The organism is Microbacterium elymi (assembly GCF_021582895.2).
GTDB lineage: Bacteria > Actinomycetota > Actinomycetes > Actinomycetales > Microbacteriaceae > Microbacterium > Microbacterium humicola.
Genome location: NZ_CP091139.2, coordinates 937,690 through 957,426, shown reverse-complemented (window position 1 = coordinate 957,426; position 19,737 = coordinate 937,690). Strand labels below are relative to the sequence as shown.

Annotated in this window: 14 protein-coding genes and 11 pseudogenes; 22 read left to right on the top strand and 3 right to left on the bottom strand. The window is 71.4% G+C overall.

The features are described from left to right. Positions 1 to 65 precede the first annotated feature (65 nt). From infA to rplQ, 6 genes and pseudogenes are all read left to right on the top strand, one after another. Entirely contained in the window at positions 66 to 287 is a 222-nt protein-coding gene (infA, locus tag L2X98_RS05125) for a translation initiation factor IF-1 (RefSeq protein WP_047544504.1), read from the top strand. A gap of 68 nt (positions 288 to 355) precedes the next feature. Further along, positions 356 to 472, top strand: a complete 117-nt coding sequence (gene rpmJ, locus L2X98_RS05120) for a 50S ribosomal protein L36 (RefSeq protein ID WP_259612531.1) — start codon at positions 356 to 358, stop codon at positions 470 to 472. 163 nt (positions 473 to 635) lie between these two features. After that, a complete protein-coding gene (gene rpsM, locus L2X98_RS05115; RefSeq protein ID WP_259612530.1) occupies positions 636 to 1,010 on the top strand; it encodes a 30S ribosomal protein S13 in 375 nt (124 codons plus the stop codon). Between the two features lie 31 nt (positions 1,011 to 1,041). Next, the gene (gene rpsK, locus L2X98_RS05110; protein ID WP_129385805.1) at positions 1,042 to 1,440 is read left to right on the top strand and encodes a 30S ribosomal protein S11; all 399 of its coding nucleotides are present in this window, start codon (positions 1,042 to 1,044) and stop codon (positions 1,438 to 1,440) included. A 147-nt stretch (positions 1,441 to 1,587) separates the two neighbouring features. Then, a pseudogene (locus L2X98_RS05105) lies at positions 1,588 to 2,580 on the top strand (DNA-directed RNA polymerase subunit alpha). A 35-nt stretch (positions 2,581 to 2,615) separates the two neighbouring features. Continuing rightward, the gene (gene rplQ / locus L2X98_RS05100) at positions 2,616 to 3,197 is read left to right on the top strand and encodes a 50S ribosomal protein L17 (protein ID WP_259612529.1); all 582 of its coding nucleotides are present in this window, start codon (positions 2,616 to 2,618) and stop codon (positions 3,195 to 3,197) included. 174 nt (positions 3,198 to 3,371) lie between these two features. Here rplQ and L2X98_RS05095 read toward each other — a convergent pair whose 3' ends face one another. After that, the gene (locus L2X98_RS05095) at positions 3,372 to 5,318 is read right to left on the bottom strand and encodes an acyltransferase family protein (RefSeq protein WP_259612528.1); all 1,947 of its coding nucleotides are present in this window, start codon (positions 5,316 to 5,318) and stop codon (positions 3,372 to 3,374) included. Between the two features lie 225 nt (positions 5,319 to 5,543). On the opposite strand from L2X98_RS05095, the pseudogene truA reads away from it, so the two are divergent. The 6 genes and pseudogenes from truA to glmM all read left to right on the top strand — a co-directional run bounded on the left by truA (position 5,544) and on the right by glmM (position 10,001). Next, positions 5,544 to 6,390: pseudogene (gene truA, locus L2X98_RS05090) on the top strand (tRNA pseudouridine(38-40) synthase TruA). Positions 6,391 to 6,440: 50 nt separating this feature from the next. After that, positions 6,441 to 7,190: an endonuclease/exonuclease/phosphatase family protein gene (locus L2X98_RS05085; protein ID WP_259612527.1), complete on the top strand. Its 750-nt coding sequence runs from the start codon at positions 6,441 to 6,443 to the stop codon at positions 7,188 to 7,190. 75 nt (positions 7,191 to 7,265) lie between these two features. Beyond that, entirely contained in the window at positions 7,266 to 7,442 is a 177-nt protein-coding gene (locus tag L2X98_RS05080; protein WP_259612526.1) for a hypothetical protein, read from the top strand. A gap of 227 nt (positions 7,443 to 7,669) precedes the next feature. Continuing rightward, positions 7,670 to 8,117, top strand: a pseudogene (gene rplM, locus L2X98_RS05075) (50S ribosomal protein L13). Between the two features lie 26 nt (positions 8,118 to 8,143). Continuing rightward, a pseudogene (rpsI, locus tag L2X98_RS05070) lies at positions 8,144 to 8,627 on the top strand (30S ribosomal protein S9). A gap of 14 nt (positions 8,628 to 8,641) precedes the next feature. Further along, positions 8,642 to 10,001 (top strand): annotated as a pseudogene (glmM, locus tag L2X98_RS05065) (phosphoglucosamine mutase). A 38-nt stretch (positions 10,002 to 10,039) separates the two neighbouring features. Here glmM and L2X98_RS05060 read toward each other — a convergent pair. Then, a pseudogene (locus tag L2X98_RS05060) lies at positions 10,040 to 10,979 on the bottom strand (Ppx/GppA phosphatase family protein). Between the two features lie 201 nt (positions 10,980 to 11,180). Between L2X98_RS05060 and coaA the strand changes: the two are divergent. The 9 genes and pseudogenes from coaA (at position 11,181) to tsaD (ending at position 19,119) form a co-directional block, all read left to right on the top strand. Further along, a pseudogene (gene coaA / locus L2X98_RS05055) lies at positions 11,181 to 12,119 on the top strand (type I pantothenate kinase). 255 nt (positions 12,120 to 12,374) lie between these two features. Further along, positions 12,375 to 14,229: pseudogene (gene glmS / locus L2X98_RS05050) on the top strand (glutamine--fructose-6-phosphate transaminase (isomerizing)). 200 nt (positions 14,230 to 14,429) lie between these two features. Beyond that, positions 14,430 to 14,876: a holo-ACP synthase gene (locus L2X98_RS05045; protein WP_259612525.1), complete on the top strand. Its 447-nt coding sequence runs from the start codon at positions 14,430 to 14,432 to the stop codon at positions 14,874 to 14,876. A 99-nt stretch (positions 14,877 to 14,975) separates the two neighbouring features. Then, a pseudogene (locus tag L2X98_RS05040) lies at positions 14,976 to 15,997 on the top strand (alanine racemase). A gap of 50 nt (positions 15,998 to 16,047) precedes the next feature. Next, positions 16,048 to 16,441, top strand: a pseudogene (gene tsaE, locus L2X98_RS05035) (tRNA (adenosine(37)-N6)-threonylcarbamoyltransferase complex ATPase subunit type 1 TsaE); the annotation flags it as partial. Between the two features lie 229 nt (positions 16,442 to 16,670). After that, on the top strand, positions 16,671 to 16,913 hold the full coding sequence (locus L2X98_RS05030; protein WP_259612524.1) for a tRNA (adenosine(37)-N6)-threonylcarbamoyltransferase complex transferase subunit TsaD: 243 nt from the start codon (positions 16,671 to 16,673) through the stop codon (positions 16,911 to 16,913). A 79-nt stretch (positions 16,914 to 16,992) separates the two neighbouring features. Then, the gene (gene tsaB / locus L2X98_RS05025; protein ID WP_259612523.1) at positions 16,993 to 17,469 is read left to right on the top strand and encodes a tRNA (adenosine(37)-N6)-threonylcarbamoyltransferase complex dimerization subunit type 1 TsaB; all 477 of its coding nucleotides are present in this window, start codon (positions 16,993 to 16,995) and stop codon (positions 17,467 to 17,469) included. Next, a complete protein-coding gene (rimI, locus tag L2X98_RS05020) occupies positions 17,466 to 18,041 on the top strand; it encodes a ribosomal protein S18-alanine N-acetyltransferase (RefSeq protein ID WP_354002927.1) in 576 nt (191 codons plus the stop codon). Before tsaB ends, rimI begins: the two co-directional genes overlap by 4 nt. Further along, positions 18,038 to 19,119, top strand: a pseudogene (gene tsaD / locus L2X98_RS05015) (tRNA (adenosine(37)-N6)-threonylcarbamoyltransferase complex transferase subunit TsaD). The gene rimI and the pseudogene tsaD overlap by 4 nt, the downstream one beginning before the upstream one ends. Here tsaD and L2X98_RS05010 read toward each other — a convergent pair. Beyond that, positions 19,073 to 19,321: a hypothetical protein gene (locus L2X98_RS05010; RefSeq protein WP_259612522.1), complete on the bottom strand. Its 249-nt coding sequence runs from the start codon at positions 19,319 to 19,321 to the stop codon at positions 19,073 to 19,075. The pseudogene tsaD and the gene L2X98_RS05010 sit on opposite strands and share 47 nt — an antisense overlap. On the opposite strand from L2X98_RS05010, the gene L2X98_RS05005 reads away from it, so the two are divergent. Beyond that, complete coding sequence (locus L2X98_RS05005) at positions 19,302 to 19,736, top strand: hypothetical protein (protein WP_259612521.1); 435 nt, start codon at positions 19,302 to 19,304, stop codon at positions 19,734 to 19,736. The two genes, L2X98_RS05010 and L2X98_RS05005, sit on opposite strands and share 20 nt — an antisense overlap. Position 19,737 lies beyond the last annotated feature (1 nt).

The window sequence follows — 19,737 nt, the reverse complement described above, 5'->3', positions numbered from 1 at the left end:
CGTCTCCGACATCGATCATCCCATCCACCGCAGACCGACCGGTCGGCAGAATCGATAGCGAGGCTATGGCGAAGAAAGACGGTGTCATCGAGATCGAAGGCACGATTTCCGAGGCGCTGCCCAACGCGATGTTCCGCGTTGAGCTGAGCAACGGACACAAGGTGCTCGCCACGATCTCCGGCAAGATGCGGCAGAACTACATCCGCATCATCCCCGAGGACCGCGTGGTCGTGGAGCTCAGCCCCTACGACCTGACCCGCGGCCGCATCGTCTACCGCTACCGCTAGACCGGTCGAGAAGTAACGGCCGCGGGCATCGCTGTGCCCGCGGTACGAAGACAGCGAACAGGAACATCATGAAGGTCAAGCCCAGCGTCAAGCCCATGTGCGATCACTGCAAGGTGATCCGTCGGCACGGGCGTGTCATGGTCATCTGCAAGGCGAACCCGCGCCACAAGCAGCGCCAAGGCTGAGCGAGCGAGGCGAGTCGAAACCTCGCCGAGTGAGCGAAACACCCGCAGAGCACAACTCGATATCACTGACAGGCAGGATCAGAACCCGCAAGGGGGACACCTCGGGGCGGAGGCCCGGGCACCGATCCTGCTCCACACCTCCACACACTCCTAGGAGAGCCGCATGGCACGTCTTGCCGGCGTCGACATCCCGCGCGATAAGCGCGTGGTGATCGCACTGACCTACATCTACGGGATCGGCCGCACGCGGTCCGACGAAATCCTGAAGGCCACCCAGATCGACGAGAACATCCGCGTCAAGGACCTCACCGACGACCAGCTGATCGCCCTGCGCGATCACATCGAGGGCACCTACAAGGTGGAGGGTGACCTTCGCCGTGAGGTGGCCGCCGACATCCGCCGCAAGGTCGAGATCGGCTCCTACGAAGGCCTGCGCCACCGTCGCGGCCTGCCCGTGCGCGGCCAGCGCACCAAGACGAACGCGCGCACCCGCAAGGGCCCGAAGCGCACCGTCGCCGGCAAGAAGAAGGCGCGCTAACCAGCGCCCCCAGGGTTTTTAGGAGAATCGCATGGCACAGGCCAAGAGCGCCGCGCGCAAGCCGCGTCGCAAGGAGAAGAAGAACATCGCGTTGGGCCAGGCCCACATCAAGTCGACGTTCAACAACACGATTGTCTCGATCACGGATCCCTCGGGTGCCGTGATCAGCTGGGCGTCCTCGGGCGGCGTGGGCTTCAAGGGCTCGCGCAAGTCCACCCCGTACGCGGCCGGCATGGCCGCCGAGTCGGCCGCCCGCCAGGCCGCCGACCACGGCGTGAAGAAGGTCGACGTCTTCGTGAAGGGCCCGGGCTCGGGTCGCGAGACGGCGATCCGCTCGCTGCAGGCCGCCGGCCTCGAGGTGGGCTCGATCCAGGACGTGACGCCGCAGGCGCACAACGGCTGCCGCCCGCCCAAGCGCCGCCGCGTCTGAGATTCCCGTGCCGGATGCCTGTGACCCAGGCATCCGGCACTCATCCGCTTCCGGATGCCGAGGGTCTCGGCATCCCCTGGAGAAAACTCAACACCTCATCAACTGCACGTGTCATATAGCGGGCACGTCGCACGAAAGGAACACATAGTGCTCATTGCACAGCGTCCCACCCTGACCGAGGAGAAGATCGGGAGTTCCGCAGCCGCTTCGTCATCGAGCCGCTCGAGCCCGGCTTCGGCTACACGATCGGCAATGCGCTGCGCCGCAGCCTCCTGTCGTCGATCCCCGGCGCGGCTGTCACCAGCATCCGCATCGACGGCGTCCTCCACGAGTTCAGCACCATTCCGGGTGTGAAGGAGGATGTCACCGAGATCATCCTGAACATCAAGCAGCTCGTGGTCTCGAGCGAGCGCGACGAGCCCATCACCGCGTACCTGCGCAAGACCGGCGCCGGTGAGGTCACCGCCGCCGACATCTCCGCCCCGGCGGGCGTCGAGGTGCACAACCCCGAGCTGGTCATCGCGACGCTGAACGACACCGCGCGCTTCGAGCTCGAGCTGACCATCGAGCGCGGCCGCGGCTACGTGTCGGCCACGCAGAACCGCAACGAGTACGCCGAGGCCGGCCAGGTGCCGGTCGACTCGATCTACTCGCCGGTGCTCAAGGTCAGCTACCGCGTGGACGCCACCCGTGCCGGTGAGCGCACCGACTTCGACAAGCTGGTGCTGGACGTGGAGACCAAGCCGGCGATCTCGCCGCGCGACGCGGTCGCCTCGGCCGGTCGCACCCTGACCGAGCTGTTCGGCCTGGCCCGCGAGCTGAACGTCGACGCCGAGGGCATCGAGATCGGCGCCGCGCCGGTCGAGACCGTCGTCTCGACCGAGCTGTCGATGCCGATCGAGGATCTCGACCTGTCGGTCCGCTCGTACAACTGCCTCAAGCGCGAGGGCATCAACACCGTCTCGGAGCTGGTCGCCCTGTCCGAGACGCAAGCTGATGAACATCCGCAACTTCGGTCAGAAGTCGGTCGACGAGGTGCGGGACAAGCTGGTCTCGCTCGGCCTGTCGCTGAAGGACTCCGTGCCCGGATTCGACGGCGCGCACTTCTACGGCGGATACGACGACGCCGAGAACGCCTGATCTTTCATCGACTCATTCACCTGGAGTAATTGAGAATGCCTAAGCCCACGAAGGGACCCCGCCTCGGAGGCGGCCCCGCACACGAGCGCCTGCTGCTGGCGAACCTCGCTGCCGCACTGTTCACGCACAAGTCGATCAAGACGACCGAGACCAAGGCCAAGCGCCTGCGTCCCGTCGCCGAGCGGCTGATCACGTTCGCCAAGCGCGGCGACCTGCACGCGCGTCGTCGCGTGCTCGGCGTCATCGGCGACAAGGACGTCGTGCACGTCCTGTTCACCGAGATCGCGCCGCTGGTGGCCGACCGTGAGGGCGGCTACACCCGCATCACCAAGGTCGGCAACCGCAAGGGCGACAACGCCCCCATGGCCGTCATCGAGCTCGTCCTCGAGCCCGTGACCAAGAAGGCGTCGCCGGTGAAGAAGTCGGCCGCTCCGAAGGCCGAGAAGGCTCCCGCGGAAGAGGCTCCGGCCGAGGACGCTCCGGTCGAGGAGGCCGCCTCGGAGGAGGCCCCCGCGCAGGACGCCGCCGTGGACGAGGGCGCCGCCGCCGACGAGACCCCGGAGGCCGCTGCCGCCGAGGCGCCGGCCGAGGACGCTGCCGAGGAGAAGTCCGAGTAGCGCTCCCTGCACATCTGATCGAAACCCGCGGGCCCTCTGGCCCGCGGGTTTCGTCGTCTCGGCCGCCGCGGTCAGCCGGGCGCGTGCAGAACTCCGGAGAAACCGGCCGTGGGGCGGCGACGCGCCGCCGTCCGGCCGATGTGCCGCACGGATCTCCGGAGTTCTGCACGCGGATCACGCGGCGCCGCGGCGCACGCGGCGCCGCGGCGCACGCGGCGGGCAGGATGCGGTGGGCAGGGCAGGAGAGCGGCGGAGCGCCGCCGGCCGGTCAGAGGGCGATGTCGGTGGGCTGGGCGAGCCGGCAGGCCCGCAGCACCATCTGCTCGTGCTGCGCGGCGTGCGCGCGCTGCGCCGCATCGATCGCGTCGGCCACGGTGCGGGCGTAGATGCGGCCGCCCGCCTCGCCCGGGTGGATGCCGTCCCCGGCCAGGCACTGCCCGGTGCGGATCGATCGCGGCGGCCCAGTCGGCGACGATCACCTCCGGGTGGGCGGCGGCGTAGTCGCGCAGGGCCCGGTTGACGCCCGGGATCCACGACCGGTCGGCATAGGCGGTCACCAGCACGAGGTGACGCCGCGGTCCGAGGGCGGCGACCACGTGATCGAGCGAACCCCGGTCGATCGCACCGTTCGTGCCGAGGCCGAGCACGACATAGCGGCGCAGCGCGCGATCGCGGACGAGCGCATCCACCAGTCCGGGGGCGGTCCACATCGACCGCGAGACCTTCGCATCGATGTGGATGCCGGGGTAGCGCTTGCATCAGGGCGGGAGCCGAGGCGAGCATGACCGAGTCGCCGATCGCGTCGATCTGCGCACCGGTCACGGCGGCCGGTGCGGCGCCGCCGGAGGGGTGATCGGCCTGGTCAGCGGCGAGCAGCGGCGGCCGCGGCCCGGCGTCCTGCTCGAGCGCGCGCTGGCCGGCCTGCACGACGGACTGAGCGGATGACTCGGCCGGCGCGACCTGGATGGCGGCGGTGGTGCCGGCAATGACGGCAGCGCCACCCACCAGCACGCCGATCGCCCGCAGTCGCGCACCCGGCGGACCGACCAGATGCCGGTGCAGCCGGCGCAGCGAGCCGCGGAATCCGTACCGGCGCACAGGCTGCTCGACGAAGCGGTGCGAGGCGGCCGCGCACAGCACCGTGAGCACGAGGACGAGTCCGCCGATCCAGGCCGGAAGCGGGTCGCTGCCGGCGGTGCGTCCGGTCATGGCGGCGATCAGCACGAGCAGCGGCCAGTGCCACAGGTAGATGCTGTACGACCGGTCGCCGATCCAGCGCAGGGGGCCGGCATCCAGCGCCGGGCCCAGTGCCGAACCGGCGGCGGTGCCGGCCACGATCACGATCGCGGTCAGCACGCTGGCGGCGGCCAGGGTGCCCGGGAAGGTGATGGTGTCGGGCTGTTCGGGCAGGAGCGCGATCGCGAACAGGCCGGCCAGCGCGACCGTGCCGACGGCGGCACCCGTCGCGCGTGCGCCGGTGCGCAGCATCCATGCCGGTGGCGCGGTGAGGACCCGCTGCAGTCCCACCGCGAGCGCGACCCCGAGCAGCAGGCCGAACGCGTGCGTGTCGGTGCCGAAGTAGGCGCGGGTGAGGCCGCCGCCGCCGGAGACCACCGCAGCCATCCACCACGCCGACGCGACCGCGGCCGCGAGGGCGGCCGCAGCGCGCGCCCACCGGCGCGGGAGGAACAGCAGCACGAGCAGCAGGAGCGGCCACACCAGGTAGAACTGCTCCTCGACCGCCAGCGACCACAGGTTGCGCAGAAGCTCGGGGGTGCCGGCGGTGAAGTAGTCCGAGCCGCCCGCGACCGACACCCAGTTGTAGCTGAAGGTGATCGCGCCGGCCACCTGCCAGCCCAGGCGCACGAGCACGTCGCCGCCGATCATCCATGCCCACGTCGCCGTGACCGTCACCAGCAGCGCCAGCGCCGGGAGCAGACGGCGGGCGCGGCGGCGCCAGAAGTCGACCAGGGCGATGCGGCCGGTGCGCTCCCGTTCCCGGCAGCGCAGCGAGGTGATGAGGAATCCGCTGATCACGAAGAAGACGTCGACCCCGATGAACCCGCTGCGCAGCCACCAGCCGGGGAACAGGTGGTACACCACGACCAGCACGACGGCCACGGCACGGAGCCCGTCGAGCCCGGTGAATCGGGCGCGCGGGGGCAGAGAAGGGGCGGGAGTCGTCATGGCGGGGCGGCTGCGGCGGGCTGGTCCGGGGAACCGCGCCGCGCCCGACCCAGTCTACGGTGCGGACCCCGGCTGAGACCGTTGATCCGGCCCACCGTCATCCCGTGGCGGAGACCGCACGCGCCCGGAGTGCCGGCGCCCCGCCGCTACGCTGATTTCGTGCGCATCCGGCTCGACATCGCCTACGACGGCACCCACTTCCGCGGGTGGGCCCGACAGCCCGGGCTTGCGCACGGTGCAGGGCGCCCTCGAGCAGGCGCTCGCCCGGATCGTCGGCGGCGAACCGCGCCTGGTGGTGGCCGGGCGCACCGATGCCGGCGTGCACGCGAGCGGCCAGGTCGCGCACCTGGATCTGGACGCCGAGCAGCGTGCGCGCCTGTTCACGCAGACGCGGCGGGATGCCGCATCCGACCCCGTGGAACGGCTCGCGCACCGCGTCCGCGGTGTGCTGGGCGGATACCCCGACGTGACGGTGCATCGCACCGGCACGGCGCCCGACGGCTTCGATGCCCGGTTCTCGGCGGTGTGGCGCCGGTACGAGTACCGGATCGCCGACGAGGTGGGCGGCTACGATCCGCTCGAGCGGGCGCGCACCACGACCGTGCATGCGCGCCTGGACGTCGAGGCGATGGATGCCGCGGCCCGGTCGCTGACCGGGCTGCACGACTTCGCCGCCTACTGCAAGCCCCGGGACGAGGCCACGACGATCCGCACGCTGCTCGAGTTCGACTGGCACCGCGACGACGACGGGTTCCTGATCGCCAACGTGCGCGCCGACGCGTTCTGCCATTCCATGGTGCGCGCCCTGGTCGGCGCGTGCACCGCGGTGGGCGCGGGCCGGCTGAGCGTCGCGGATGTCGCGACCCTGCGCGACGCGGGGCAGCGCACCAGCGCGTTCACGGTGCTGGCCGGGCGCGGGCTCACCCTCGCCGAGGTCGGCTATCCCGCCGACGAGCTGCTGGCACTCCGGGCCGAGCAGACGCGGGCCCGCCGAGACCGCGAATAGCCTCAGCATCCGGCCGACGCACGTGGGACGCGGCTACCCTGGAGAGCAGGATGAAGCTGCTCTCGTACAACCTCCGCAAGCATCGCGCCGCCGCCGAACTGGCGACGCTGGTGGACCGGCACGGTGCAGACCTGCTCTGTCTGCAGGAGTGCGACACCGCCGACATCCCGGCTCAGATCGCGGGACTTCGACTCGCCGACGTCACCCATCGCAACCGGCTGGGCCTGGCCGTCTACTTCCGGATGAGCATGTACCGCCCGATCGAGATCCGGTCGATGTCGCTGAAGAAGTCCCTGCACGACCGGGTGCTCAAACCCGCCGAAGAGCGGATGCTGGGGGTGCGCCTGCACGACATCGACCAGGGCCGCGACCTGATCGTGGCCTCGTTCCACGCGGCGCCGCTGACCGCGCTGAACTCGCTGCGGCGCCACCAGATCCACGCGGCGCTCGCCGAGCTGCAGGAGCTCGGCGACGGCCTGCCGGCGCTCATGGTCGGGGACTACAACTACCCCGTGTTCAAGGAGAACCTCGGCCAGAAGGTGCGTGAGCAGGGGTACGAGCTCACGCTCAGCGACGCCCGCACCTACACGCGATACCGGTATTTCCGCGGGCATTACGACTTCGCCACGTCGATGGGGTTCGACATCGAGCGCATCCGCACGCTGCCGCAGGGCCTGAGCGACCACCTGCCGATCCTCGTCACCGCGCGGATGACCCATCCGGTGAGCGGGCCGGCCACCGGGAAATCGGATCAGGAGGGCGACTCGGACCCCGATCGCGGCCTGGCCGCGGCATCCTGACGGCGCCGTCGTGTCCGCCGGACGGCCGAGAACGCGGTAGCCTGAAGTCAGCACAGACCTCCGGGAAGGATCCGCATGTTCATCGTCTGCTTCCTGCTCTTCGTCGCAGGGTTCGCATGCTTCGGCTACGCGCCGTTCGTCGATGGATGGCAGTCCGTCATCTTCGTCCTCGGAGTGCTGCTCTGCGCCGCCGCCATCGGCATCCCGATGCACAAGTCGCGGCACGACCACAAGAGCAGCGAGCTGCCCTGACCTCTCACACAGCGCCGGCATCCGCGAGCGGATGCCGGCGCTGTGCTGTGTCGGCCGCGCATTTGGCCGCGGGATCCGCATGCCGTAGACTCTCCCTTTGGTGCGTCGCCCTGCCGGCGTTTCCACGAACGTGAGCCCTCCACTGGCGTGTTCGGCGGCCCTGCCGCAGAACCACCCCGGAGTGGGATTCACGAACCTCTCCGTTCGAACAAGAAGCAGGCACTTCCGTGACGCGCACTTTCACCCCCAAGGCTGGTCAGATCCAGCGTGACTGGCTGGTCATCGACGCCACCGACGTCGTGCTCGGCCGCCTCGCCTCGCACGCCGCCGCGCTCCTGCGCGGCAAGCACAAGGCGAGCTTCGCGAACCACCTCGACACCGGCGACTTCGTCGTCATCATCAACGCGGACAAGATCGTCCTGACCGGTCAGAAGCTCCAGAAGAAGATGGCCTACCGCCACTCGGGCTACCCGGGCGGCCTGAAGTCCGTGTCCCTACGGCGAGCTGATGGAGAAGAACCCGGTCCGCGCCGTGGAGAAGGCCGTGCGCGGCATGCTCCCCAAGAACAGCCTGGGCCGCCAGCAGCTGAGCAAGCTGAAGGTCTACGTCGGCGCGGAGCACCCGCACGCCGCGCAGCAGCTCAAGCAGTACATCTTCGACCAGGTCGCCCAGTAAGCGCCGCAGACACAAAGGACACACTCGTGGCGAATATCCAGGACTCCACCGAAAACACCAGCTTCTCCACTGAGACGCCTGCCGAAGAGGTCGTCGAGGCGGCCCCCCGTCCGGTGCTCAGCGTCCCCGGCGCAAGCCGTCGGCCGCCGCAAGCAGGCGATCGCCCGCGTGCGCCTGATCCCCGGCACCGGCACGATCACCGTCAACGGCCGCGCGTTCGAGGACTACTTCCCGAACAAGCTGCACCAGCAGCTGGTCACCGACCCGTTCACGGTGCTCAACCTCACCGGCGCATACGACGTCATCGCCCGCATCCACGGTGGCGGCGACTCGGGCCAGGCCGGCGCTCTGCGCCTGGGCATCGCCCGCGCGCTGAACGAGATCGACCTCGAGAACAACCGCCCGACGCTGAAGAAGTCCGGCTTCCTCTCCCGCGACGCGCGCGTCAAGGAGCGCAAGAAGGCCGGTCTGAAGAAGGCCCGCAAGGCTCCTCAGTACTCGAAGCGCTGATCGGGACCGTCTGCATGCCGCTCTTCGGCACGGACGGGGTGCGGGGGCTGGCCAACGGCTCCCTCACCGCCGATCTCGCTCTGTCCCTGGCCCAGGCGACCGCGGTCGTCCTGGGCCAGGGCCGTTCCGCCGAGGCGCGCCGCGCCGCGGGCAAGCGGCTCACCGCCGTCGTGGCCCGCGACCCGCGCGTGTCCGGCGAGTTCCTCTCCGCGGCGGTCTCGGCCGGACTGGCGGCATCGGGTGTGGACGTGCTCGACGCCGGCGTCATCCCGACGCCCGCCGCCGCCTACCTGGTCGGATCGATCGACGCCGACTTCGGCGTGATGGTCTCGGCATCCCACAACCCGGCACCCGACAACGGCATCAAGATCTTCGCCCGTGGCGGCGTGAAGCTCCCCGACATCGTCGAGCAGCGCATCGAGGCCGCCCTCAGCGGCGCGAAGCTGCTGCCGACCGGCGCCGACGTCGGCCGGATCCGCCGGTTCGCGGATGCCGAGGACCGCTACGTCGTGCACCTGCTGGCAGTCGCTGCCGCACCGGCTGGACGGCATCCACGTCGTCCTGGACTGCGCCAACGGCGCAGCCTCCGGCGTGTCGCCGGAGACGTTCCGGGATGCCGGCGCGACCGTGACCGTGGTCGGGGCCGACCCCGACGGCGTCAACATCAACGACGGCGTCGGCTCGACGCACATCGACAAGCTGGCCGCGCGGGTCGTGGAGCTCGGCGCCGACGTGGGCATCGCGCACGACGGCGACGCCGACCGATGCCTGGCGGTGGATGCCGAGGGCAGGCCGGTCGACGGCGACCAGATCATGGCGATCCTCGCCGTGGCGATGAAGGAGCGCGGCACGCTCGTGGCCGACACCCTGGTGGCCACAGTGATGAGCAACCTCGGGCTCGACCGGGCGATGGCCGAGCACGGCATCCACGTCGAGCAGACCGCCGTGGGCGACCGGTACGTGCTCGAGCGCATGAACGAGGGACGCTTCTCGCTCGGCGGCGAGCAGTCCGGCCACGTCATCATGAGCGAGTTCGCCACCACCGGAGACGGGCTGCTCACCGGCCTGCACCTGCTGGCGCGGATGGCGGCCACCGGCAAGTCGCTCGCCGAGCTGGCCTCGGTGATGACCGTGTACCCGCAGGTGCTCGTCAACGTGCGCGGAGTGGATCGCACCCAGGTCGCGCACGCCGACGTGGCCGCCGCGGTCGCCGAGGCCGAGGCCGCGCTGGGCGACACCGGCCGGGTGCTGCGCGCCTCGGGCACCGAGCCGCTGGTACGGGTCATGGTCGAGGCGGCCGACGTCGACGCGGCGTCGCGGATCGCCGGCCGCCTGGCCGACGTCGTGCGCGAGCACCTCGCGCTGCCGGCGTAGCGGGCAGCGTCAGCGCGATCGCCCCACCGCGGGCGGCGTCAGCCCGGCGGCGGCGTCCAGGCCAGCGACTCGATGTAGCGCAGCACGCCCTCGCGCAGCGCCCACGGGCACACCTCGAGCTCGGCGACATCCATCAGCTCCATCGCGGTGTGCAGCACCACGGCGCCCGCGACGATCTGGAACGTGCGGTCCGCGGTGATCCCGGGCAGCTCCTGGCGGGCGGATGCCGGGATCCGGGCGAGCCGCGGGATCCACGAGCCGAGTGCGGCGCGGGCGGCAGCATCCGCTCGTTCCCGGTCCACCCCGGTGCCGGGAACCCGGCGAGCCGGGCGAGCGAGCGGACGGCCTTGGACGAGCCGACGACGTGATCGGCGCGCGGCAGGGCGCGGAAGCGCGCGGCCACCGGAGCGAGCGTGTCGCGGGCGTGCGCGCGAGCACCGCCACCGCGGCCTCGCCCGGCGGGTCGTCCGGCAGGAACCGCAGAGTCATCCGCCCGGCGCCCAGCGGGACGGATGCCGCGACCTCGGGGAGCTCGTCGGGTCCGGCCGCGAGCTCGAGCGAGCCGCCGCCGATGTCGAACAGCTGGATCCGTCCCGACGCCCAGCCGAACCAGCGCCGCACGGCCAGGAATGTCAGCCGCGCCTCGGTCTCGCCGTCCAGCACCTGGAGCGGCGCGCCCAGCGTGCGCTCCAGCTCGGCGATCACCGCCGGCCCGTTGGTCGCGTCGCGGACGGCCGAGGTCGCGGTGGCCAGCAGCTCGTCGACGGGCTCGGTGGCCACCTGATCGCGGGCGTCGGCGACAGCATCCACCAGCGCCCGCACGCCCTCATCGCTGATGGACCCGTCGGAGGTCAGGAAGCGCATCAGACGCACGATCGAGCGCCGGCTGGTCGTGGCCAGCGGCCGCCCGCCGGGGCGCACGTCGGCGACCAGCAGGTGGACGGTGTTCGAGCCGATGTCCAGGACTCCGAGGCGCACGGGGACAGCGTAGTGCGCGGGGCGGCGTAGTGCGCGGGGCGGCGAGTGCGCGCCGGCCCGGGTTCGCCGAGACACAGTGATCCTCGCGACACAGGGGAGATCGCACCGGGTCTCGCGGAGGATCCCGTGATTCGACGGCGGGCAACGGGCGGCGGGGCAAGCGGCAGACGAGGCGGCATCCCCGCCCGATACGATGGCCGGGTGCCAGAGAATGCGCCCGCACCCGAGATATACCGCGAGATCCCGCGCGCCGAGTGGGCGCGCCTGGCCGCGGGCATGGCCCAGCCGCTCACCGAGACCGAGGTCGTGCAGATCCGCGGCCTCGGCGACCGGCTCGACCTCGCCGAGGTGCGGGACGTGTACCTGCCGCTGAGCCGGATGCTGAGCCTGTACGCCCGGGCGACCAAGCAGCTCGGCGCCGACACGGCCGCGTTCCTGCAGGAGGCCGACTCGACGACTCCGTTCGTGGTGGGCGTGGCCGGATCGGTCGCGGTGGGCAAGTCCACCATCGCGCGGCTGCGCGCGAGCTGATGAGCCGGTGGTCGGACACGCCCCGGGTGGAGCTGATCACCACCGACGGATTCCTCTATCCGAACGCCGAGCTGGAGCGCCGCGGGCTGATGGACCGCAAGGGCTTCCCCGAGTCGTACGACCGGCGCGCGCTGGTCGAGTTCCTGATGGCGATCAAGAGCGGCGCCCCCGAGGCGCGCGCGCCGTTCTACTCGCACATGCGCTACGACATCATCCCGGACGCGCACGTGACGATCCGGCGTCCGGATGTGCTGATCGTGGAGGGGCTGAACGTCCTGCAGCGGCCGGCGGCACCGGACGACGTGTCGGTCGGCGACCTGTTCGACTTCTCCATCTACGTGGATGCCGAGGCATCCCACATCGAACGCTGGTACGTCGACCGATTCCTGGCGCTTGCGCAGCGGCGCGTTCAGCAACCCGAACTCGTTCTTCAAGGTGTTCGCCGACCTGGACGACGACGCCGCGGTCGCGCGCGCACTCGGATTCTGGAACGACATCAACCTGCCGAACCTGGAAGAGAACGTCCTGCCCACGCGCAAGCGGGCGACTCTCGTGCTGCGCAAGGGACCTGACCACGCCGTGGAGCACGTGCAGCTGCGCAAACTCTGACGCCCCTCGGCGCGGGTCGTCGCGCCCGCGGCGTTCTGAGCGGATGCCGGTGCGTGCAGAACTCCGGAGTTCCGGTATGCGAGCGGCCTCCAGCGTGCTGATGGAGCGAAATACGGTGCAGAACTCCGGAGTTCTGCACGCGCGGGCGGGCGCCCGGGGCGGTGCCGGCGCCCGGGCGGGGCGGGCGCCGCCGGACCCGCCCAACCGGGGCTTTGTACAGGCGCCTCGCAATCTGTGTTCCGTACGATTGACGGCATGTGTGGAATCGTCGGCTATGTCGGACCCCGTGAGAGCCAGAGCATCCTCATGTCGGGCCTGGCGCGTCTGGAATACCGCGGCTACGACTCGGCCGGCATCGCCGTCATCGGCGAGGACGGCGAGCTGGGGATGCGCAAGCGCGCCGGCAAGCTCAGCGTGCTGCGCGACGACCTGATCCGCACGCCGTTGGCCGACGGCACCACCGGCATCGGCCACACCCGCTGGGCCACGCACGGCGGACCCACCGACCAGAACGCGCACCCGCACCTGGCCGACGACGGAAAGCTCGCGGTCATCCACAACGGGATCATCGAGAACTTCGCCGCGCTGCGCGCCGAGCTCGAGGCATCCGGTGCCCACTTCCTGAGCGAGACCGACACCGAGGTCGCGGCGCTGCTGCTGGCCCGCGAATACCGGGCGAACGGCCACGATCTCGCGGCGGCCTTCCGTGCGACGGTGAACCAGCTGGAGGGCGCCTTCACGCTCCTGGCGATGCACGAGGACCACCCCGGTCTGGTCGTGGGTGCGCGCCGCAACTCTCCGCTGGTGATCGGCCTGGGGGAGGGCGAGACCTTCCTCGGCTCGGATGTCGCGGCCTTCGTCGAGCACACCCGGCACGCCCTGGCGATCGGCCAGGACCAGATCGTGGCCATCCGTCCCGGGGCCGTCGAGGTCACCGACTTCGACGGCACCCCGGTCACGCCGGAGCCGTTCGAGGTGACGTGGGACGCCGCCGCCGCCGAGAAGGGCGGCTGGCCGTCGTTCATGGCCAAGGAGGTCTCGGAAGAGCCGGATGCCGTCGCCAACACCGTCCGCGGACGCATCAGCGACGGCGCGGTGGCCATCCCCGAGCTGGACGGACTGGACGAGCTGTTCCGCGACATCGATCGCATCGTGGTGATCGCGTGCGGCACCGCCGCCTATGCCGGCCAGGTCGGCAAATACGCGCTCGAGCAGTGGGCGCGCATCCCGGTGGACGTGGAATTGGCGCACGAGTTCCGCTACCGTGACCCGGTGCTCAGCCCCCGCACGCTGATCGTCTCGATCAGCCAGTCCGGCGAGACCATGGACACGCTCATGGCCGTCAAGTATGCGAGCGAGCGCGGCGCCAAGACGCTGTCGATCTGCAACACCCAGGGCGCGACCATCCCGCGCGAGTCGGACGCGATCGTGTACACGCACGCCGGGCCCGAGGTCGCCGTGGCCTCGACGAAGGCGTTCGTCGCGCAGATCACCGCGCTGTACCTGCTCGCCCTGCACATCGGGCGGGTGCGCGGCGCGATCAGCGCCCACGAGCAGGCGGTCAACGTCGCCGAGTTGGAGGCCGTGCCCGACAAGATCCAGCAGATCCTGGACGAGGAGCAGGAGCGGACCACCCAGCTCGCGCACTGGATGGCCGACACCCGCTCGGTGCTGTTCCTGGGCCGGCACGTGGGCTTCCCGATCGCGCTGGAGGGCGCGCTCAAGCTCAAGGAGATCTCGTACATCCACGCCGAGGGCTTCGCCGCCGGCGAGCTCAAGCACGGCCCGATCGCGCTGATCGAGCCCGGTCAGCCGGTGTTCGTGATCGTCCCGTCGCCGCGGGAGTCGCCGCTGCCTGCACGACAAGGTCGTGTCGAACATCCAGGAGATCCGCGCCCGCGGCGCCCGCGTCATCGTGATCGCAGAAGAGGGGGATGCCGCGGTCCTGCCGTTCGCTGACGAAGTGCTGCGCATCCCGCTGGCCGGTCCGCTGTTCGAGCCGCTGCTGGCCGTGGTGCCGCTGCACATCTTCGCGATGGGGCTGGCCACGGCCAAGGGCCTGGACGTCGACCAGCCGCGCAACCTCGCCAAGTCCGTCACCGTCGAGTAGCCCCCGCTCTTCTTGGCCGCGGGCGCGTTCTCTTCTCTTCTTCTCTCTTCTCTTCGAAATCGTACGATTTGGCCGAGTGCACATCATCCTGGGCCGGGTTTGATGTGCAGTCGCGGGTTTGATGTGCAGTCGCGGTGATCCGAAGATCCCGGCGCGATAAAGTCGAGGATGCCGCACCCGCGGCGCTGAGGGGAGTCCGCATGATCGTCGGGATCGGCGTCGACCTCGTCGACATCCCCCGATTCGAGCGGACCATCGCGCGCACGCCGCGACTGCTGACCCGCCTGTTCGCCCTGGCCGAGCGTCCGCTGGCCGCACGCTCGCTCGCGGCTCGCTACGCCGCGAAGGAGGCGTTGATCAAGGCACTGGGCGGATCCGACGGCGTGCACTGGACCGAGATGGAGATCACGACGGATGCCGCGGGCAAACCGTGGTTCTCGCTCACCGGCTCCACCGCCGAGGTCGTGGCCGGTCGCGGCATCCGCACGCTGCATCTGTCGATGTCGCACGATGCCGGCCTCGCGATCGCGTACGTCATCGCCGACGGCGAACCCGCCCCCGCAGAACCCGCCCCCGCAGAACCTGCATCCGCTTCAGCCCCCGCAGAACCCGCATCCGCTTCAGAACCCGTGGAGCCCAGGACATGACCCGGATGGCCGACGGCGTGCTGCGCGAGGCCGTGATCGACACCTCCGCCATCACCGAGAACGTCCGACAGCTTGCGCCGCGTCGTGCGCACCGAGGTCATGGCCGTGGTCAAGGCCGAGGGGTACGGCCACGGTGCGGTGCGCGCGGCGGCGGCCGCGCTCGCCGGTGGCGCCACCCGGGTGGGCGTGACCGACATCTCCGAGGCGCTCCAGCTTGCGCCGTGGCGGGATCGATGCGCCGATCCTGGCCTGGCTGCATGCGCCCGGGGCCGCGTTCGACGAAGCGGCGGCATTCGGCATCGAGCTGGGCATCTCGAACATGGAGAGCTCGAGCGGGCGGCGGCCGCGGCATCCGCCGATCGTCCGGTGCCGGTGCACCTGAAACTGGAGACCGGGCTCGGCCGCAACGGCATCTCGCCGGCCGAGGCATCCGCCGTGCTGGCAGAAGCAGCGCGGCTGGAGCGCATCGGCCGCCTGCGGGTGGTCGGGCTGTTCAGCCACGTCTCGAACACCTCGCCGGAGGAGGATCGCGCCGCGCTCGCCCGGTTCTCGGACGGCTTCGCCACCGCCTCGGCCGTGGGCCTCGCGCCGCAGCTCGACACATCGCCGCGACCGCCGCCGCGATCTCGCTGCCCGAGACCCGGCTGGACTGCGTCCGCCTCGGGATCGGCATCTACGGTCTCTCGCCGTTCACCGGGCGGACCTCGGCCGAGCTCGGGCTTGCGTCCGGCGATGACGGTGCGCGCCGGCGTGGCGGCGGTCCGCCGCGTGCCCACCGGGCAGGGCGTCTCGTACGGCTACACCTACCGCACCCGGCAGGAGACCACCCTCGCGCTCGTGCCGATCGGCTACGCCGACGGGGTGCCCCGACAGGCCTCGGATGCCGGGCCGGTGACGATCGGGGGCGCCGCTTCCGCGTCGCCGGACGGATCGCCATGGACCAGTTCGTCGTCGACGTCGGCAACGCGCCGGTGGCGGTGGGCGACGAGGTCGTGCTGTTCGGCGACCCGACCCTGGGCGTGCCCGCCGTCGAGGAGTGGGCGGATGCGGCATCCACCATCAACTACGAGATCGTCACCCGGATCGGGCCGCGCGTCCCACGCCGTGAGGCGTCGGTGTGACCGGGCTCGACGCGCTCGTCGGGCGGCACGAGGTGGCCTCCGCATCCGATATGGAGCGGCTCGGCGTACGAATGGGCGGGATGCTGTCGGCCGGCGACCTCGTGGTGCTCACCGGTCCGCTGGGTGCGGGGAAGACCACGCTGACCCGCGGCATCGCCGAGGGGCTGGGTGTGCGCGGACCGGTGCAGAGCCCGACGTTCGTGATCGCGCGGACGCATCCGTCGCTGACCGGCGGTGCGCCGCTCGTGCATGCGGACGCCTACCGGCTCGGTTCGGCCCGCGAGCTGGACGACCTCGACATCGACGTCGACGACGCGGTCGTCGTGGTCGAGTGGGGTCGCGGCATGGCCGAAGGGCTTGCGCGAGGTCTGGTGGGAGGTGGAGATCGAGCGCGCGGCCGGCGGGGATGCCGCAGGCACGGGCGACGTGCGCGGGGACGCGGTGCGCGGGGCCGCGGGCACGGCCGATGTCCGCGGGGACGATGTGCGCGGGGCCGACGTGCGCGGGGACGCGGGCGGGGCCGACGTGCGCGGGGACGCGCTCCCGGACTGGGACCCGGAGGACGAGGACGCGCCGGACCCCCGCGTCGTCACGATCACCCGACGCCCGTGAAGCGGCCATCGGGCTCACGGTGCGAGCAGGGACCGGTGCGGGCCACGACTACCCTGGAAGGGTGATTCTCGGCATCGACACCTCCCTCGGCACGACCGTCGCGGTCGTCGAGGCCGACGGGGTCATCCTCGCCCAGGTGGACAGCGCCGAGCCGCTCGCGCATGCCGAGGTGATCGGCACGCTGCTGGAGCGCGCACTGGCGGAGGCGCAAGCTGTCGGAGGCCGCGCCGGCCGGGGCGAGGGTGTCGGAGTCTGCGTCGGCGGTTGCCGCGCAGCATCCCATCTCCTCTGCGACTGCACATGAAACTCGCGAGAGCACATCAAACTCGGCCCAGACTGATGTGCACTCGGCCAAATCGTACGATTTCGAGGCGGGGGGAGGGGTGACGCACGTGGCGGCGGGGATGGGGCCCGGGCCCTTCACCGGGCTGCGGATCGGGATCGCCGCCGCGCGGGCGTTCGCGCTGGGGCGGGGCATCCCGGTCGTCCCGGTCGTCAGCCACGACGCGATCGCGCTGCAGATCATGCTGGGCGACCCGTTCGACGAGCTGCCGCGCTTCGCCGTGGTGACCGATGCCCGGCGCCGCGAATACGCCTACTCGGTCTACGACGGCACCGACGACGACGGACTGCCGGTCCGGGTCGCCGGCCCTGCCCTGGCCCCCCGCGATCGGCTGGACGATGTGCTGGCCGAGTTCGGCGCGCAGCGGCGCGATGCGCATGCCGTGTCGGGGGCGATGATCGCCCTGGTCGCCGCGCGCGCCCTGCAGGCCGGCCGCGAGGTCGCCCCCCGCGAAGCGATCTACCTGCGGTCGCCCGACGTCGCCCCGCCCGCCGCGCCGAAGCGGGTGGGCACGTGACCGCCGCGCTGCGCCCCGCCGTGCCCGACGATCTCGACGCGATCATGGTGCTGGAACAGGCATCCTTCCCCACCGACGCGTGGAGCCCGCGCATGATGCGCGACGAGCTCGCCTCGCCGCACGGCCGCTATCTCGTGCTCGTCTCCGACGGCGTCGTGGCCGGCTACGCGGGGCTGCGGGCGCCCTCCGGCGCCCACGACGGCGACATCCAGACGATCGCGGTGGCGGCGGCATCCCGCGGCCATGGATGGGGACGGATGCTGCTGTGCGCGCTGATCGACGAGGCGGTGCGCCGCGGGGTGCGCGATCTGTTCCTCGAGGTGCGCGCCGACAACCCGGTCGCGCAGGCGCTGTATGTCTCGGAGGGATTCCGCGAGGTCGGGCGCCGGCCGCGCTACTACCAGCCCGACGACGTCGACGCGATCGTGATGCAGGCCGATCTCACCCGCCGTGAGGCGCGCAGAACTCCGGAAGAATGGACGGGGCGGGCCGAGGACCGGCCGGATCCGGCCCGTGATGTGCAGAACTCCGGAGTTCTGCACGCCGACCTGCCGAGCGGAGGCGAGGAATGAGCCGGGAGCCGCTGGTGCTGGGCATCGAGACCAGCTGCGACGAGACCGGGATCGGCATCGTTCGCGGGCGCACCCTGCTGAGCAACACCATCGCCAGCAGCATGGAGCTGCACGCCCGCTACGGCGGCGTGGTGCCCGAGGTCGCGGCGCGCGCCCACCTCGAGGCCCTCGTGCCCACGATCGACGCGGCGCTGACCGAGGCCGACATCGCCCTGACCGACCTGGATGCGGTGGCCGTCACGTCCGGTCCGGGCCTTGCCGGCGCGCTCATGGTGGGCGTCGGCGCGGCCAAGGCGCTCGCCGTCGCCCTCGACAAGCCGCTGTACGCCGTGAACCACCTCGTCGGCCACATCGCCGCCGACATCCTCGACGCCGACGCCGGCCCGCTGGACTACCCCACCGTCGCGCTGCTGGTCTCGGGCGGGCACACGTCGCTGCCGCTCGTGCGCGACCTGACCGACGACGTGGAGCTGCTGGGCGAGACGATGGATGACGCGGCCGGCGAGGCGTTCGACAAGGTCGCACGCATCCTGGGGCTGCCCTACCCGGGCGGGCCCGAGATCGATCGGGCCGCGGCATCCGGCGACCCGGCGGCCATCCGGTTCCCACGGGGGCTCGCGCGCGCGTCCGACATGGACCGGCACCGCTACGACTTCTCGTTCTCGGGGCTGAAGACCGCCGTCGCCCGCTGGATCGAGCAGCGCGAGGCGGCGGGCGAGACGGTGCCGGTCGCCGACGTGGCCGCGAGCTTCCGTGAGGCGGTCGTGGACGTCCTGGTGACGAAGGCACTGGATGCCTGCGCCCGGCACGGCGTGCCGCGGCTCGCTGCTGGGCGGGGGAGTGATCGCGAACCGTCGGCTTGCGTGAGGTCGCGCTCGCGCGCGCGGCGGCGGCCGGCGTGACCGTCCGCATCCCGCCGCTGAGCCTGTGCACCGACAACGGCGCGATGATCGCGGCGCTGGCCGCACAGCTGATCATGTCCGGACGCGAGCCGTCCACACTCGTGTTCGGCGCCGATTCGACGCTGCCGGTCACCGAGATCCAGGTGGCGGCGCAGGATGCCGGAGCCGCCGCATGACCGCGTCGCGCACGCCCGACTCCCCGCCCGAATCCCCGAAGGGGCGCAACCCGAGGCGCCCGGCGCCCACGCCGGAGATGCCCACGCCGGACAGGTCCAGTCCGGACAGGTCCAGTCCGGAGGACTCCGTGCCGCCGAAGCCGCCTCTGCCGCCCAAGACATCGAAGACGTCGAAGCCGCCGGTGACGCCGGTCGAGACCACCGCCCCGACCCCGGACGTCGACGCCGACGCGGGCGCGACGGCGCTGCCCGGCGCCCACCAGGGCGGGTTCCAGCGGCTGCCCACCGCGCCGGTGGACGTGCCCGCCACCGACAGCGGGCCCGCCGAGGACGGGGAGCCGTTGCCGGAGGCGCAGTGGGTCACCTCGCCATCCGCTCCCCGCAGCCTCGCCGGCGGCGCCCTGACGATGGCCGTCATCGCCCTGATCGTCTCGTTCTTCGTCGGGTGGGGGTTCCCGCTGGGCCTGGTGGCGATCGTGCTCGCGATCATCTCGCTGCGCCGCCCGCGCGACAGCACGGTCGTCGCCGCCTGGGCGCTGGCCCTCGGCATCCTCTCGGTGCTGTACAGCGGCGGATGGCTGCTGTGGGCGGCGGGCCAAGCGGGCCTGGCCGAATAGC